This is a genomic window from Streptomyces sp. TS71-3 (assembly GCF_018327685.1).
GTDB lineage: Bacteria > Actinomycetota > Actinomycetes > Streptomycetales > Streptomycetaceae > Streptomyces.
This window is the reverse complement of sequence record NZ_BNEL01000001.1, coordinates 2033349-2049855: the sequence shown is the minus strand read 5'-3', so window position 1 is coordinate 2049855 and position 16507 is coordinate 2033349. Positions and strand designations below refer to the sequence as shown.

Genomic DNA, 16507 nt, shown 5'->3' with positions numbered 1-16507 from the left:
GGTCGCGGCCTCGGACAAGCGGGTCAGTCCATCACCCGCGACGAGGGCACGCGAGGCACCGCGGAGCTGGGGTCGAAGCCCGCGAACGCCAGTCCGATGGTGAAACCCGCCACCTCCTCCAGCTGGCGGACGCGGTCCAGCGCCCCGAGAACCGCCGGTGTCCCGCCGACGTCACGCACCAGCTCGCCGACGACATGCAGTGCCGCAGGATCGTCGCCGCACATCGCGACAGCCACGCCGGAGGAGCCGCCACCCGGAGGGCTCGTCCACTGACCTGCGGGAAAGAGGTGGAATGCCTTGACGACATGTGCTCCCGGAGCAAGCCCGGCGATCCGCCTCGACATCGACTCGCCGTGCTCGGTGAGCAGGACGCCGACACCGTGCGCGACGGCGTTCGTGGGATCGATCAACGGCGTCCCCTCAAGCAAGCCGTCGGACGCGCCCACCAGTTCCAGCATGTCCTCGACTCCGTCCCAGGACACGGCGAGCAGCACCGCATCGCGCCCGATCGCCGCCTCACGCGGCGTGACGGCGAGCGCTCCGCGGCCCAGCCGCCCGGCGAGCTTCTCGGCCTTGGCCTGCGACCGCCCGCCGATCGACACCTCGTGCCCCGCGCGTGACCAGCCCTCGCCCAAGGCCGCCGCCAGCGTCCCCGTTCCCAGGATCCCGATGCGCATCGTCGCTTCCTCTCACGTGGCAGCCAGTCGGGCACTCACGCTAGGGAAGGCGTTACGCACCGATCGGTGCGCGACGGCCGCGCGATGATGGGCGACGAGATGACTGACCACGAAGGCCGCTGCTACGAGCTGGTCGCCGACTGCCGCGTGCGCGCGGCCACCGATCTCTTCGCCCACACCTGGGATCCCGTCGTGCTGGCGGCTCTCCGCACGGGCCGGCGCCGACGCCGCGAGCTGCGTGCCGCGATCGGCGGCATCAGCGACAAGGCTCTTACCGACACCCTGCACCGCCTGCTCTCCAGCGGTCTGGTCGACCGCCACGCACACGCCGAGGCGCCACCTCGCGTCGAGTACGGCCTGACAGGCTTGGGGCAGAGCCTTGTCGAGGGCCCCATGAGGGCGCTCGGATGCTGGGCGGTCGAGCACGGTGACGAGCTTCTCGAAGCCCAGGAGGACGCGGCACGGAGCGGAAGCGCCGACCCGCCGGGGTGAGGAGGCGGGTGAGCCCGAAGGGGGGCGCCGCCTCACACCGGCGCAACGCGCCCTACCGGGGCCCGCCACGGCTCCCCGGCGACGTCGGCTGCGGATGCGGCTGCGGCTGCGGCTGCGGCTGCGGCTGCGGCTGCGAATGCGAATGCGCAGTGCATGCGAAACGGCTTCTACGCGTAACGACCCGGGACCGTAGCCGCGACGGTAGCCGCCGCGTACCGCCCTATTGCGCTCGTTCGGTGTTGCCGGAGCCCACCGCGAGTGCTTCCACCGTGTTCAGGAAGTCGGTCGTGAGGTTCGAGCCGCCGATGGCGTACACGCAGGTCTCCTTGGCGGCACCGCGGCTGCCGTTCAGCCCCGTGGGACACGGAGCCGCCGCCCCCGCCAGCCGGCCGCGCGCGGTCGGCAGCGGAGCCAAGGCCGTCCAGTCGTTCGCGGCGTGGTCGAACGCCTCCACCGTGTCGTAGACGGTGACCTGGCCGGTCGGCGAGGCCGAGAGCCCGCCGAACGCGTACACGCAGGCGTCCTTCACCTGCTTGCGGGAGCCGTCCGCGGCTTCGGGGCAGGGCGCGGCGGCCCCCGCCAGAGTCGCCCGGGCGACCGACACCGGGGGAACGTCGAACCACGCCCCCTGCGCGTTCGCCGCCGGGGCCGTCAGAGCGAGAACGGGCACCAGCGCGGTGAGAACGAGCCCCCTGCTCGACCGCCGAGCGCCGCGACGGTGCCGCGACACCCGCTCCACAAGGCGTTCCCGTCGGCCGGACCGGCGGCTGCTCCGCATCAGGTACCTCTTTCACGGCATGTCGCGGTTGCCCATCGCGACATGAACGAGCGATTCGCCCCCATTCGTTCACGAGCGCCGAACCAGTCAAACCCGGCGTATCCGAATGACTGACGCCCCGTCACGCGGAAGGCAGCCACTGAGCCAAGCGCGCGACAGGCCACCGGTCGAACACCATCATCCGGGCGACGGGTCATCCGGTCACACGGCACCACCCGGGACGCCGGTCGCTCGTTCGAACACCCCCGCCGGGGCCACTGGTCGGACAGTCGAACGACATCGCCGGGCAAACCGCCACCGTTCGCAGACGCGGCCCCTCCAAGCCAACCGACCGGTCGAACAGGGGCGCTCGCGCGACCAAGCCTTTCCGGCCAACCTATTGATGCGCTCCTGACAAATCCGTTGCCGGACTGACACGCTTCCCCTCATCCACTGCACAGCTCGGTCACAGCTTGTTCACCATCGAGCCGCCCAGCCCGGCCTGTCCCACCGGCGGCCGGAGCCCGCACGACCGGGCTGTGCACGCGCCGCACGGCACTGCACCGCACTGCACTGCAACGCACGGCACCGCACGACCCGTAGGTACCGCAGAAACACCTGCACACGCGCCACACGCGCTCACGAGCACGCGCACCCCGCACGCAAGCGCACCCCACGCGCACGCGTACCGCACGACCGCGCGCACCGCACCGCAGCGCAAGCGCCGCAGAGCAACCGCCACACCGCAGAACCCGCGCGCACCGCACGGCCACGCACACCGCACAACCCCAGCGCCGCACGACCACCCGCGCCCAAAGCACGCGCCCCCACAGCACGCGGCGCAAAAGCGCACCCGCACAGCGCCAAGCGCACCGCGCACAGCGGACCGCGCACAGCGCAGAGCGGAAACGCGCACCCGCACCGCGCACCGCGCGCAGACCCGCACGTCCGCACATGGTTCCGCCCTGTAGTGCCCGGACGGCCACCCGCCGTCCGGCCCACCCTGGCCGCGTCATCCGCAGCCACGCAGAAGGAGTCCGTGTTGAGACACACCCCCCGAAGAGGCAGCGCCTCCCACAGACCGGCCACGGCGGCCGGCGTGTTCGTCGCCATCGCAGCGCTGCTGTCGATCGGCGCCCAGGCGGGCGTGGCCGCCGCCGACGCGCACCCCGCGCAGCAGGCCACCATCGGCAACCCCACTCCGGCGCTCGGCAACGTCCACAAGGGCGCGCTGCCGGTCGACCTCTCCCCCGCCCAGCGCACCGCGCTGCTCAAGCAGGCATCGGCCGCCACCGGTGACACCGCCCGGGAGCTCGGGCTCGGTGCCAAGGAGAAGCTGGTCGTGCGGGACGTCGTCAAGGACGCGGACGGCACGCTGCACACCCGCTACGAGCGGACGTACGACGGCCTGCCGGTGCTCGGCGGCGACCTCGTCGTCGACTCCACGGGCGCCGGAGCGGCCAAGGGCATCACACCCGCCGTCCGGACCCACCTCGGGACCGTGGACACCACCGCCACCGTCAAGCCCGCGACCGCCCAGAAGCAGGCGCTGAGCGCCGCCGCGGCGAAGGGCGCGGAGAAGGCCGGGGCCGACAGGGCCCCGCGCAAGGTGGTCTGGCTGGCGCAGGGCAGCCCGGTGCTCGCCTACGAGACGGTCGTCGGCGGCCTCCAGGACGACGGCACCCCGAACCAGCTGCACGTCATCACGGACGCCTCCACCGGCAAGCAGCTGTACAGCTACCAGGGCATCGAGACGGGCACCGGCAACACCGAGTACAGCGGCACGGTGACCCTCGGCACCCAGCACTCCGGCTCGACGTACACCCTCACGGACACCGGCCGGGGCAACCACAAGACGTACAACCTGGCGGGCCGCACCTCGGGCACCGGGACGCTCTACTCGGGCACCGACGACGTCTGGGGCAACGGGCAGGCCACCAACTCGGAGACGGCCGCCGCCGACGCCCACTACGGGGCGGCGCTGACCTGGGACTACTACAAGAACGTGCACGGCCGCACCGGCATCCGCGGGGACGGTGTCGGCGCGTACTCGCGGGTGCACTACGGGAACCAGTACGTGAACGCGTTCTGGGACGACTCCTGCTTCTGCATGACCTACGGCGACGGCTTCGGCAACACCTCGCCGCTGACGTCGATCGACGTGGCGGCGCACGAGATGTCGCACGGCGTCACCTCGGCCACCGCGGGCCTCAACTACAGCGGTGAGTCCGGTGGCCTGAACGAGGCCACCAGTGACATCTTCGCCACCGCGGTCGAGTTCTACGCCAACAACTCCGCCGACCCGGGCGACTACCTCATCGGCGAGAAGATCGACATCAACGGCGACGGCACTCCGCTGCGCTACCAGGACAAGCCGAGCAGGGACGGCACCTCGCCGGACAACTGGTCCTCCGGGCTCGGCGGCCTGGACGTGCACTACTCGTCAGGTCCCGCCAACCACTTCTTCTACCTGCTGTCCGAGGGCAGCGGCGCGAAGGACATAGGCGGCGTGCACTACGACTCGCCGACCGGCGACGGCCTTCCCGTCACCGGGATCGGCCGGGACAAGGCGGCGCTGATCTGGTACAAGGCGCTGACCACGAAGTTCACCTCGACGACGAACTACGCGGCCGCGCGCACCGGCACGCTGGCCGTCGCCGGCGAGCTGTACGGCACGGGCTCGGCGGAGTACAAGTCGGTGGCGGACGCCTGGGCGGGCATCAAGGTCGGCTCGCGGCCGGGCGGCGGCGACCCGGGCGACCCGGGCGACGGCACCACCTTCGAGAGCAACACGCGGGTCAACATCCCCGACCGCGGCACCGGGACCTCGTCCATCGCCGTCAGCGGGATCAGCGGCAACGCCCCGAGCGACCTCACGGTCTCGGTCGACATCGTGCACACCTACCGCGGCGACCTGGTCGTCGACCTGGTGGCGCCGAACGGTGCGTATGCCCGGCTGAAGGACGCGGACGGGTTCGATTCCGGCCAGAACGTCCAGGAGACCTACACCGTGGACGCCTCCACGGTGGCGGCCAACGGCACCTGGAAGCTGCGGGTCCAGGACACCGCCGCGCAGGACACCGGATACATCAACGGCTGGAAGCTCACCTTCTGACGGTCCTTACACCGTCCACATAGGGCCACTTCACAGGCGCCGCACCTGGGAGAACTCCCGGGTGCGGCGCCGCCGTTCGGTCCAGACCGACGGTATCCAGAACATTTCATTCGTATTGCGCCCAGTAGTTGGCAAGTTGCTATCGATTTCCCGCCAACATTGGTACGGACTCATGACATGTACGAGAGGTAAATGACAGGCTGCCCGGGCAGGTGTACTTCGCACCTCAATGTGTAACCCCGAAGGACCCCCACGTCTTCGGGTCTCCCCCACGAACCACAAGGAGCCTGCGTGACCCCCCACATATCTCGCAGAGGCAAGGTCCTGGCCATCGCCACCACCGTCGCCGCCGGCGCGCTCGTCGCGTCCGCCGTCTCGGGACCGGCCTCCGCCCAGCCCAAGCCGTCCATCCCGGCCGCCGCCCCCATGAGCCTCACGGCGACCGCGCACACCGACCTCGTCAAGGCCGCCCAGGCCAGGACGGACGAGACGGCGAAGGCACTCGGCCTGAGCGACAAGGAGAAGCTTGTCGTCAAGGACGTCGTCAAGGACGGCAACGGCACCACCCACACCCGCTACGAGCGCACCTACGCCGGCCTGCCCGTGCTCGGCGGCGACCTGGTCGTCCACGAGAGCAAGTCCGGTACGACCAAGGGCGTCACCCGCGCTGCCAAGGGCAGCATCGCCGTCCCCACCGGCACCGGCACGCCGGCCGCCAAGGCCGCGCCCGAGGGCGCGCGCAAGGTCGTCTGGGCCGCCTCCGGCAAGCCCACCCTGGCGTACGAGAAGGTCGTCACCGGCACCGCGAAGGACGGCACGCCCCAGAAGCTGCACGTCATCACGGACGCCGCCTCCGGCAAGAAGCTCTTCCAGTACGACGCCATCCACACGGGCACCGGGGAGAGCGAGTTCAGCGGCACCGTCGACCTCGGCACCACGAAGAACGGCAGCACCTACGAGCTGACCGACGGCGACCGCGGCGGGCACAGCACGTACAACCTTGACAACGGTGTCAGCGGCAAGGGCACGCTCTTCACGGACGACGACGACAAGTGGGGCAACGGCAAGGTCGACGACCCGGCCACCGCCGCCGTCGACGCCGCCTACGGTGCCGCCGAGACGTGGGACTACTACAAGGAGGTGCACGGCCGCAGCGGCATCAACGGTGACGGCAAGGGCGCCTACTCCCGCGTGCACTACGGCGACAACTACGTCAACGCGTTCTGGGACGACTCCTGCTTCTGCATGACGTACGGCGACGGCGCGGGCAACAAGGCGCCGCTGACCGCCCTGGACGTGGCGGCGCACGAGATGAGCCACGGTGTCACCGCGGCCACCGCCGGCCTCGTCTACAGCGGTGAGTCCGGTGGCCTGAACGAGGCCACCAGTGACATCTTCGGCACGTCCGTGGAGTTCTACGCCAACAACGCCGAGGACCCGGGCGACTACCTCATCGGCGAGAAGATCGACATCAACGGCGACGGCTCCCCGCTGCGCTACATGGACAAGCCCTCCAAGGACGGCGCGTCCCTGGACTCGTGGAGCGCGGACGCCGGCAACACCGACGTCCACTACTCCTCGGGCATCGCCAACCACTTCTTCTACCTGCTGTCCGAGGGCAGCGGGGCCAAGGACATCAACGGCGTGCACTACGACTCGCCGACGTCCGACGGCTCCACCGTCACCGGGATCGGCCGGGACAAGGCCGAGCAGATCTGGTTCAAGGCCCTGAGCGAGTACTTCACGTCGGACACCGACTACAAGGGGGCCCGTGAGGGCACCCTGAGTGCGGCCGCCGACCTGTACGGACAGGACTCCGCCGAGTACAAGGGTGTGGACGCCGCCTGGGCGGCCGTCAACGTCTCCTGAACGTGAGGCGCATGGCGCCTCCGTCAGCCGGCGGGCGGCATCTGGACCTTGGTCCGGGTGGCGCCCGTCGGCGCGTTTGCGGCGTGGCCGCCGGGTGAACCGGTGCTGGTTGCGCGCGCCTCCCGCTACCAGCGGGGCTGCGCCCCGGCCACCCGCCACGTGGGTACGGCTGTGTCCACACCTGCGGTCCATCGTGGTCGCTCGCGCCGTTCCCCGCGCCCCCTTCCAGCGGGGCTGCGCCCCAACCACCCGCCGCACGGGTACGGCTGTGTCCACACCTGCGGTCCATCGTGGTCGCTCGCGCCGTTCCCCGCGCCCCCTTCCAGCGGGGCTGCGCCCCAACCACCCGCCACGTGGGCACGGCTGTGTCCACACCTGCGGTCCATCGTGGTCGCTCGCGCCGTTCCCCGCGCCCCCTTCCAGCGGGGCTGCGCCCCAACCACCCGCCGCACGGGTACGGCTGTGTCCACACCTGCGGTCCATCGTGGTCGCTCGCGCCGTTCCCCGCGCCCCCTTCCAGCGGGGCTGCGCCCCAACCACCCGCCACGTGGGCACGGCTGTGTCCACACCTGCGGTCCGTGGTGGTTGCTCGCGGCCACGCGGCGGAGCCGCATATCGACCACAGCCCCGCGCCCCCTTCCCGGCGCGGGCGGGCGCGGTGGAACGTGCGTCCGGGCTACCTCAGCACCACCCCCGCCCCCTCCGCCGTCGCCGGGGTGCCCGTGCCGTCGTCGGGGAGTGCTACCAGGCCCAGTTCCGCACCGGAGGCGAGCAGGGGGTGGGAGGGCAGGATGCGGACGGTGTAGCCGAAGGGGCCCGTGCGGTCCAGGGTCAGGGGGCCCTCGTAGCTCCAGCGGCCCTCCAGGTCGGGGCCCGCTACCGGCTTCAGCGGGAAGGAGGTCGCCCCGGCGATCCGGTCCTCGGTGTCCACGCGGCCGGTGACCGCCTGGACCTCGACGTCGTCCGGTGAGAGGTCGCCGAGGCGTACCCGCACCCGCAGGGCCTGGGTGGCGCCCAGTTCCGCGGTGCTCGCCGCCCCCGCAGCCTCCACGTGGTCGACGGCGACCCGCGGCCAGCCCGCGTGCACCCTCGACTTCCAGGCCGCGAGTGCCCGCGCCGCTTCGGGGCCGTGGACGCGGTGCGCGTGGGCCGCGGGGGTGTAGAGCCGCTCGACGTACTCCCTGACCATGCGGCCGGCCAGTACCTTGGGGCCGAGCCCGCCGAGGGTGCGGCGGACCATCTCGATCCAGCGGTCGGGCAGGCCCCTGGAGCCCTGCTCGTAGAAGCAGGGCGCGATGCGCCGCTCCAGCAGGTCGTAGAGTGCCGCCGCCTCCAGGTCGTCCCTGCGCTCCTCGTCGAGCACGGCCCGGCCGGGGACGGTATCCGCCGGACGGCCCAGCGCGCCGTTGTCGCCCGCCCCGCCCGGCCCCGCGTGACCGTGGCGGCCGGCGGCGTCGTGGCCGTCGGCGGTGGGGATGGCCCAGCCGAAGTCGGGCTCGTACCACTCGTCCCACCAGCCGTCCAGGACGGAGAGGTTGAGGCAGCCGTTCAGTGCCGCCTTCATCCCGGAGGTGCCGCAGGCCTCCAAAGGCCGCAGCGGGTTGTTCAGCCAGACGTCGCAGCCCGGGTAGAGGCGCTGCGCCATCCCCATGCCGTAGTCGGGCAGGAAGACGATGCGGTGCCGCACCCGCGGGTCGTCGGTGAAGCGCACCAGTTCCTGTACGAGGCGCTTGCCGCCGTCGTCCGCGGGGTGCGCCTTGCCGGCCACCACGATCTGCACGGGGCGCTCGGGGTGCAGCAGCAGGGCGGTGAGCCGGGCGGGGTCGCGCAGCATCAGGGTGAGGCGCTTGTAGGAGGGGACGCGGCGGGCGAAGCCGATGGTCAGCACGGCCGGGTCGAGCACCTGGTCGATCCAGCCCAGCTCGGCGGGGGCCGCGCCGCGCTGCCGCCAGGACGCGTACAGCCGAGACCTGACCTCGGCCACGAGCTGGCCGCGCAGCTCGCCGCGGAGCCGCCAGAGGTCCTCGTCGGGGACGCCCGCGAGGGCCTCGGGGTCGGTGCCGTCGCCGGGCGCCGCCCGGTCCGCGCCGGCGGTGAGCCGCTGGACCTCGGGCGCGGTCCAGGTGGGGGCGTGCACGCCGTTGGTGATCGAGGTGATGGGCACCTCGTCGGCGTCGAAGCCGGGCCACAGGCCCGCGAACATCTCCCGGCTGACCCTGCCGTGCAGCAGGGAGACGCCGTTCGCGCGCTGGCCGAGCCTCAGGCCCATGACGGCCATGTTGAACAGTGCGGGGTCGCCTCCCGGGTAGCTCTCCCTGCCGAGCCTGAGGACCCGTTCCACGTCGATGTCGGGCGCCTCGGCGTCCGGGCCGAAGTGGCGGGCGACGAGGTCGGCGTCGAAGCGGTCGATGCCGGCGGGCACGGGCGTGTGGGTGGTGAAGACGGTGCCGGCGCGCACGGCCTGAAGTGCGGCGTCGAAGTCGAGGCCGCGCACGGACAGCTCCCGGATGCGCTCCACGCCGAGGAAGCCGGCGTGGCCCTCGTTGGTGTGGAACACCTCAGGCTCGGGGTGGCCCGTGATCCGGCAGTAGGAGCGGACGGCCCGGACGCCTCCCATGCCGAGCAGCATCTCCTGGAGGAGGCGGTGCTCGCTGCCGCCGCCGTAGAGGCGGTCGGTGACGTCGCGCTCGCGGGGATCGTTCTCCTCGACGTCGGAGTCGAGCAGCAGCAGCGGCACCCGGCCGACCTGCGCGAGCCAGACGCGGGCCCGCAGGTCCCGGCCGCCGGGCAGTGCGAGGCGGACCCGGGTGGGGGTGCCGTCGTCCTCGTGGAGCGGGCTGAGCGGCAGCTCGTGGGGGTCGAGCACCGGGTAGTGCTCCTGCTGCCAGCCGTCGTGGGCGAGGCTCTGGCGGAAGTAGCCGTGGCGGTAGAGCAGCCCTACGCCGATCAGCGGAGCGCCGAGGTCGCTGGCGGCCTTGAGGTGGTCGCCGGCGAGGATGCCGAGGCCGCCGGAGTACTGGGGCAGTGCGGCGGTGAGGCCGAACTCCGGGGAGAAGTAGGCGACGGCCGCAGGGAGGTCGCCGGGCTGCTGCTGGTACCAGCGCTCCCCGGTCAGGTAGTAGTCGAGGTCGGCGGCGGCGCCGGCGAGCCGCCGCAGGAAGTCCTCGTCGGCGGCGAGCCGGGCGAGGCGGGCCGGCGGCACGCTGCCGAGCAGCCGCACGGGGTCGCGGCCGGATGCGTCCCAGCGGTCGGGGTCGAGGCGGGCGAAGAGCTCGCGGGTCGGCTGGTGCCAGGACCAGCGGAGGTTACGGGCGAGTCGGCTGAGCGGACGGAGCGGCTCAGGAAGAACAGGACGTACGGTGATCCGACGGATGGCCTTCACATATCCACCTTTGCAATCCATTCCGGGCACCGCAATGGGACGCACCCGGAGGCGGGGACCGTCGCGGAGGCGACGCCGGTCGCAACCGAGGCGCACGGTGGGACGCCCCGTCAGAAGCCGTGCTCCCCCTGCTGCTCCAGGGGGGTGCGTGCGAACCGAACACCCGAATGCGCCCCCGAGGCTCCGGGGAAGGTTCACCCGGTGCGTCGCGAGCCAGGCGCACACCCTCTGCCAGGCGCCAGGCGCGCACCCCCAGTTGAGTGAACCGAGTGAACGCGGACAGGAGCGGCCATGTCCGCGGGCCCTGAGTCGTCGGTCGCACCGATAAAAAGGTCAAAACAACCTTTACCTTCGCTCCGCCGACCCATCAGGTGATCTCATGATCGGCCGTATCCCCGTCCTGGACGTACGCCCTTCCGTCGACTGCGGCCGCCGGCCCGCCAAGTCCGTGGTGGGCGAGGCGTTCGACATCACCGCGACCGTCTTCCGCGAGGGCCACGACGCCGTCGCCGCCAACGTGGTGCTGCGCGGCCCGAACGGACGCGGCGCGCCCTGGACGCCGATGCGCGAGACCGCCCCGGGCACCGACCTGTGGGCGGCCACGGTGGCACCGGCCGTGGAGGGCCGCTGGAGCTACCTGGTGGAGGGCTGGGGCGACCCGGTCGCCACCTGGCGGCGCACCGCGCGCCTCAAGGTGCCGGCCGGCGTCGACACCGAGCTGGTGTTCGCCGAGGGCGCGGCGCTGCACGACAGGGCGGCGGCCGGGGTCCCGAAGAGCAAGGGCCGCCGCGAGGTGGTGCTGGCCGCCGCGGACGCGCTGCGCGACACCTCCCGGCCGGCCGCCGACCGGCTGGCCGCCGCGCTCGCCCCCGAGGTGGACGAGGTGCTGGCCCGCTACCCGCTGCGCGAGATGGTGACGGCCTCCAAGCGGCTGCCGCTGCTGGTGGAGCGCAAGCGGGCGCTGTTCGGGTCGTGGTACGAGTTCTTCCCGCGCTCCGAGGGGGCGCGGGTGCCGGACGGGACCCCGGAGGGCGCCTCTTCCGAGGGCGCGCCGGTGCCGGGCCGGGCCCCGGAAGCCGCCGCGGAAGCCGCCCGCCTCGGCGGCACCTTCCGCACGGCGGCCGAGCGGCTGCCCGCGATCGCGGCGATGGGCTTCGACGTGGTGTACCTGCCGCCGGTGCACCCCATCGGGGAGACCTTCCGCAAGGGCCGGAACAACGCGCTGTCCGCGGGCCCCGACGACGTCGGCGTGCCCTGGGCGGTCGGCTCCGCCTACGGCGGGCACGACGCCGTCCACCCGGACCTGGGCACCCTCGACGACTTCGACGCGTTCGTGCGGCGGGCCACCGCGCTGCGCCTGGAGGTCGCGCTCGACCTGGCGCTCCAGTGCTCCCCCGACCACCCCTGGGTGAAGGAGCACCCCCAGTGGTTCAGGCACCGCCCCGACGGCGGCATCGCCTACGCCGAGAACCCCCCGAAGAAATACCAGGACATCTATCCGCTGCATTTCGACGAGGACATGGCGGGACTGGTCGCGGAGACGCTGCGCATCGTGCGGTTCTGGATGTCGCACGGGGTGCGCATCTTCCGCGTCGACAATCCGCACACCAAACCCGTGGTGTTCTGGGAGCAGGTTCTCTCGGACATCAACCGCACCGATCCCGATGTCATCTTCCTTGCCGAGGCTTTCACCCGGCCCGCGATGCTGCGCACCCTGGCGGCCATCGGTTTCCAGCAGTCGTACACCTATTTCACCTGGCGCAATTCCAAGCGGGAGATCACCGAATACCTCACGGAAATCTCGACTGAGACATCGGCCTATCTGCGGCCCAACCTGTTCGTCAACACACCCGACATCCTCCACTCCTACCTGCAGAAAGGCGGTCGCACGGCGTTCGAGGTGCGGGCCGTGCTGGCCGCGACGCTGTCGCCGTCCTGGGGCGTCTACAGCGGCTTCGAGCTGTGCGAGAACACCCCGCTCCGTGAGGGCAGCGAGGAGTACCTCCACTCCGAGAAGTACGAATTGCGCCCCCGTGACTGGGAAGCGGCGGAACGCGAGGGACGGACCATTGCACCTCTGATTTCCGCCCTCAACCGCATCCGGCGCCGCAGCCCCGCTCTCCAGCAGTTGCGGAACCTCCACTTCCACAAAACCACCGATGACTCGGTAATTGCTTTCTCAAAAGCTGCCGCTGGCACCCGTGGCTCGAATACCGTTCTGGTGGTCGCGAATCTCGACCCCCACCACACCCACGAGACCACGGTGTCGTTGGACATGCCGCGGTTGGGGTTCGACTGGCACGAGCCCCTGCTGGTGCGCGACGAGCTCACCGGCGAGACCTATCACTGGGGCAGGGCCAACTACGTGCGTCTGGAGCCGAGAAGCGTTCCCGCGCACGTGTTCACCGTCCTGCGACCGTCCCCGCCGATCGGAGGGTCACCCACATCATGATCGTCAATGAACCCGTCCCGGACACCTTCGAGGACACTCCCGCAAAGGACCGGGACCCCGAGTGGTTCAAACGTGCCGTCTTCTACGAAGTGCTCGTACGCTCCTTCCACGACAGCAACGGAGACGGCGTAGGCGACCTCAAGGGCATCACCGCCAAGCTGGACTACCTCCAGTGGCTGGGCGTGGACTGCCTCTGGCTGCCGCCCTTCTTCAAGTCGCCGCTGCGTGACGGCGGTTACGACGTCTCGGACTACACGTCCGTGCTCCCCGAGTTCGGCGACCTGGCCGACTTCGTGGAGTTCGTGGACGCGGCGCACCACCGCGGCATGCGGGTGGTCGTCGACTTCGTGATGAACCACACCAGTGACCAGCACCCGTGGTTCCAGGAGTCCCGCACGAACCCCGACGGGCCCTACGGCGACTACTACGTCTGGGCCGACGACGACAAGCAGTACCAGGACGCCCGGATCATCTTCGTCGACACCGAGGCGTCCAACTGGACGTTCGACCCGGTCCGCAAGCAGTACTACTGGCACCGGTTCTTCTCCCACCAGCCGGACCTGAACTACGAGAACCCCGCGGTGCAGGAGGAGATCCTCGCCGCCCTCCGCTTCTGGCTCGACCTCGGCATCGACGGATTCCGCCTGGACGCGGTCCCGTACCTCTACGCGGAGGAGGGCACCAACTGCGAGAACCTCCCCGCCACCCACCAGATGCTGAAGCGGGTGCGCGCCGAGATCGACGCGCACTATCCGGACACCGTGCTGCTCGCCGAGGCCAATCAGTGGCCCGAGGACGTCGTCGACTATTTCGGCGATTTCAGCGGAGGCGGCGACGAATGCCACATGGCCTTCCACTTCCCGGTGATGCCGCGGATCTTCATGGCCGTCAGGCGCGAGTCGCGCTATCCGGTCTCGGAAATCCTCGCCAAGACCCCGGAGATTCCGTCCGGTTGCCAGTGGGGGATCTTCCTGCGCAACCACGACGAGCTCACCCTCGAAATGGTCACGGACGAAGAGCGCGACTACATGTACGCGGAGTACGCCAAGGACCCGCGGATGCGCGCGAACATCGGCATCCGCAGGCGGCTCGCCCCGCTGCTCGACAACGACCGCAACCAGATCGAGCTGTTCACCGCCCTGCTGCTCTCCCTGCCGGGCTCGCCGATCCTCTACTACGGCGACGAGATCGGCATGGGCGACAACATCTGGCTGGGCGACCGTGACGCGGTGCGCACCCCGATGCAGTGGACGCCGGACCGCAACGCCGGCTTCTCGTCCAGCGATCCGGGCCGGCTCTTCCTGCCGACGATCATGGACCCGGTCTACGGCTACCAGGTCACCAACGTCGAGGCCTCGATGTCGTCGCCGTCCTCGCTGCTGCACTGGACGCGCCGGATGATCGAGATCCGCAAGCAGAACCCGGCGTTCGGCCTGGGCAGCTACACCGAGCTTCAGTCCACCAACCCCGCCGTGCTGGCGTTCCTGCGCGAGTACGGCGACGACCTGGTGCTGTGCGTGCACAACTTCTCGCGCTTCGCCCAGCCGACGGAGCTGGACCTGCGGGTCTTCGAGGGCCGCCATCCGGTGGAGCTGATCGGCGGGGTGCGGTTCCCCGCGATCGGCGAGTGGCCGTACCTGCTCACCCTGGCGGGTCACGGCTTCTACTGGTTCCGGCTCCGCAAGGACACCGCCACGCCGACGGCCACGGTGGCGGCGGCAGGAGCGTCGCTGGAGGCGCACGACGGCCCGGACGACGCGGGGTTCGAGGACTCCGCGGCGGGCGGCCCCGGGACGGCGGCGGGCGGTTCCGGAACGGCGGCGGGTGCCGGCGAGCCGTCCGTACCCCGCGCTGCCGAGCCGGCCCCGGCCGCGGAACCGGTCGCCTCCCCGGCCCCGGAGGTGGCGGCGTCCTCGGCCACCGCCCCATCCGTGCCCAAGGCCGGCGGCCCCGGCAGATAGCGACAGGCGCCCGGGCACACCGGCCGTGCCCGACCGGCCGAACCGGTCCGCCCGGGCGCCATACCCCACCGAGTCCGTACGGACCATCCTGACCCGACACGTTCCGTACAGCCGCGCAGTAACCAGAGCATTCCGGGAAACTGGCGCGGAGTTTGAGTGGTGCCTGGGGAAAGGACTGTGACGCCATGTCGGAAGCCGCCACACATCCCGGCACGGCGTCCCTCGCCTGCCCCGACCTGCTCGTCTCCCTCGGCCCGCTGCTGCACGGCTGGCTGCCGAGGCAGCGCTGGTTCGCCGGGAAGGGCCGGCCGGTCACCGGCTTCTCGCTGGTCTCGGCGACCCAGCTGAGGCCCCCGGCACTGCCCGCCGCGCGGGACGCCGGCGCCGACCGGGCGGCGGGCCTGCTCCACCTGCTGGTGCGCGCGGAGCAGCCGCCGACCGCGGGCCGCGGCGGTCCAGCCCCGTCCGGCGACTGCTACCAGCTCCTGCTGGGCGTGCGCGACACGCTCCCCCCGCACCTCGCCCCGGCCCTCATCGGCCACGTCGCGGACGGCCCGCTGGCCGGCGCCGGCGGCTGCGACGGCCGCGTCGGCCGCGTCGGCCGCGTCGTCTACGAAGCGCTGTACGACCCCCAGCTCGCCGAGGTGCTCCTGGAGGCCCTGCGCCGGCGGGCGCGGATCGGCGGGCTGCGCTTCGAACGCGACACGGACATCGAGATCGGCCATGGTCTGCCGCCGCGGATGCTGGGCGCCGAGCAGTCCAACTCGTCCCTGGTATACGGAGATACGTTCATTCTCAAGCTGTTCCGGCGCATCGTGCCGGGCACCAACCCCGATCTGGAACTGCCGCACGCGCTCGCCCGCACCGCGTGCCCGCGCGTGCCGCCGCCCGCCGCCTGGTTCGTGGCCGACGCGCGCGACGCCGCCGACGCGCGGCGCCCTGCGCCCCACGCGTTCGCGCAGCACGGGCCGCGCCCGGCCGCCGGGCCCGCGGACGGCCGGCGGCCCGGAAGCCCCGACCGCCGCCCGCAGCCACCCGGCCGCTACCCGGCGGAGCCCGCGGACGACGTCCTCGTGCTCGGCGTGCTCCAGCCGTTCCTGAAGGGTGCCGCGGACGGCTGGGAGCTGGCGCTGAGCGAACTCGCCAGGGGAGAGGACTTCCGCTGCGAGGCGCGGGCGCTGGGCCGCGCGACGGCCGAGGTGCACACCGCGCTGGCGCGCGCGCTGCCCACGGTGACGCTGGACCGGCGGCAGATGGAACGGCTGGCGCGGGGCATGACACAGCGGCTGGACGCGGCGGTGGACGCGGTTCCCGCCCTGCGGCCGTACGCCCGCGGGCTGCGCTCCGCCTACGACTCCCTGGCCGCGCTCGGCTCCCGCAGCGACACGTGGTCCGCGCAGCGGGTGCACGGCGACCTGCACCTGGGGCAGTGCCTGCGGGCCCCGTCCGGCGAGTGGTCGCTGATCGACTTCGAGGGCGAGCCGGCGCGCCCGCTCAGCGAGCGCCTCATGCCGCAGCCGCCGGCGCGCGACATCGCCGGGATACTGCGCTCGTTCGACTACGCGGCCCGCTCGCACCGCCCCTGGGCGCCCGACTGGGCACACGGCTGCCGGGGCTCCTACTGCGCGGGGTACGCGGAGGTGGCCGGCCACGATCCCCGTGCGGAGCCGGTGCTGCTGCGCGCCTACGAGACGGACAAGGCGATCTACGAGGTGATGTACGAGGCACGGCACCGGCCCGACTGGCTGCCCGTGCCGCTCGCCGCGATACACCGCCTGGCCACCGCCGACGACCTGTGACCA

Annotated in this window: 8 protein-coding genes and 1 pseudogene; 6 read left to right on the top strand and 3 right to left on the bottom strand. The window is 71.7% G+C overall.

Annotation, left to right across the window (positions count from 1 at the left end; translation table 11 throughout):
• Positions 1-23 precede the first annotated feature (23 nt).
• Positions 24-677 (bottom strand): NADPH-dependent F420 reductase, encoded by a 654-nt coding sequence (locus Sm713_RS08420; protein WP_212909023.1) that lies wholly within the window; start codon positions 675-677, stop codon positions 24-26.
• 66 nt (positions 678-743) lie between these two features.
• On the opposite strand from Sm713_RS08420, the gene Sm713_RS08415 reads away from it, so the two are divergent.
• Entirely contained in the window at positions 744-1169 is a 426-nt protein-coding gene (locus Sm713_RS08415; RefSeq protein WP_249416171.1) for a helix-turn-helix domain-containing protein, read from the top strand.
• A 220-nt stretch (positions 1170-1389) separates the two neighbouring features.
• Here the strand turns inward: Sm713_RS08415 and Sm713_RS08410 are convergent, their stop codons facing one another.
• Positions 1390-1839, bottom strand: a complete 450-nt coding sequence (locus Sm713_RS08410; RefSeq protein WP_212909022.1) for a hypothetical protein — start codon at positions 1837-1839, stop codon at positions 1390-1392.
• A gap of 1129 nt (positions 1840-2968) precedes the next feature.
• Between Sm713_RS08410 and Sm713_RS08405 the strand changes: the two genes are divergently transcribed.
• Both Sm713_RS08405 and Sm713_RS08400 read left to right on the top strand, forming a co-directional pair.
• Positions 2969-5041, top strand: coding sequence for a M4 family metallopeptidase (locus tag Sm713_RS08405; protein ID WP_212909021.1), 2073 nt, complete (start codon positions 2969-2971; stop codon positions 5039-5041).
• Positions 5042-5332: 291 nt separating this feature from the next.
• A complete protein-coding gene (locus Sm713_RS08400; protein WP_212909020.1) occupies positions 5333-6910 on the top strand; it encodes a M4 family metallopeptidase in 1578 nt (525 codons plus the stop codon).
• Positions 6911-7586: 676 nt separating this feature from the next.
• Here Sm713_RS08400 and glgP read toward each other — a convergent pair.
• Positions 7587-10292, bottom strand: coding sequence for an alpha-glucan family phosphorylase (gene glgP / locus Sm713_RS08395; RefSeq protein ID WP_212909019.1), 2706 nt, complete (start codon positions 10290-10292; stop codon positions 7587-7589).
• A 379-nt stretch (positions 10293-10671) separates the two neighbouring features.
• On the opposite strand from glgP, the gene Sm713_RS08390 reads away from it, so the two are divergent.
• The 3 genes and pseudogenes from Sm713_RS08390 to Sm713_RS08380 all read left to right on the top strand — a co-directional run bounded on the left by Sm713_RS08390 (position 10672) and on the right by Sm713_RS08380 (position 16504).
• The gene (locus tag Sm713_RS08390; protein ID WP_212909018.1) at positions 10672-12744 is read left to right on the top strand and encodes an alpha-1,4-glucan--maltose-1-phosphate maltosyltransferase; all 2073 of its coding nucleotides are present in this window, start codon (positions 10672-10674) and stop codon (positions 12742-12744) included.
• Positions 12741-14432 (top strand): annotated as a pseudogene (gene treS / locus Sm713_RS08385) (maltose alpha-D-glucosyltransferase); the annotation flags it as partial. The gene Sm713_RS08390 and the pseudogene treS, both read left to right, overlap by 4 nt.
• 458 nt (positions 14433-14890) lie before the next feature.
• The gene (locus tag Sm713_RS08380; RefSeq protein ID WP_212909017.1) at positions 14891-16504 is read left to right on the top strand and encodes a maltokinase; all 1614 of its coding nucleotides are present in this window, start codon (positions 14891-14893) and stop codon (positions 16502-16504) included.
• Positions 16505-16507: the final 3 nt, after the last annotated feature.

Bases quoted from the DNA above. Each gene is read 5' to 3' on its own strand.
- Sm713_RS08380 (WP_212909017.1), top strand. From the start codon at position 14,891: ATGTCGGAAGCCGCCACACATCCCGGCACGGCGTCCCTCGCCTGCCCC.
- Sm713_RS08390 (WP_212909018.1), top strand. From the start codon at position 10,672: ATGATCGGCCGTATCCCCGTCCTGGACGTACGCCCTTCCGTCGACTGC.
- Sm713_RS08420 (WP_212909023.1), bottom strand. From the start codon at position 677: ATGCGCATCGGGATCCTGGGAACGGGGACGCTGGCGGCGGCCTTGGGC.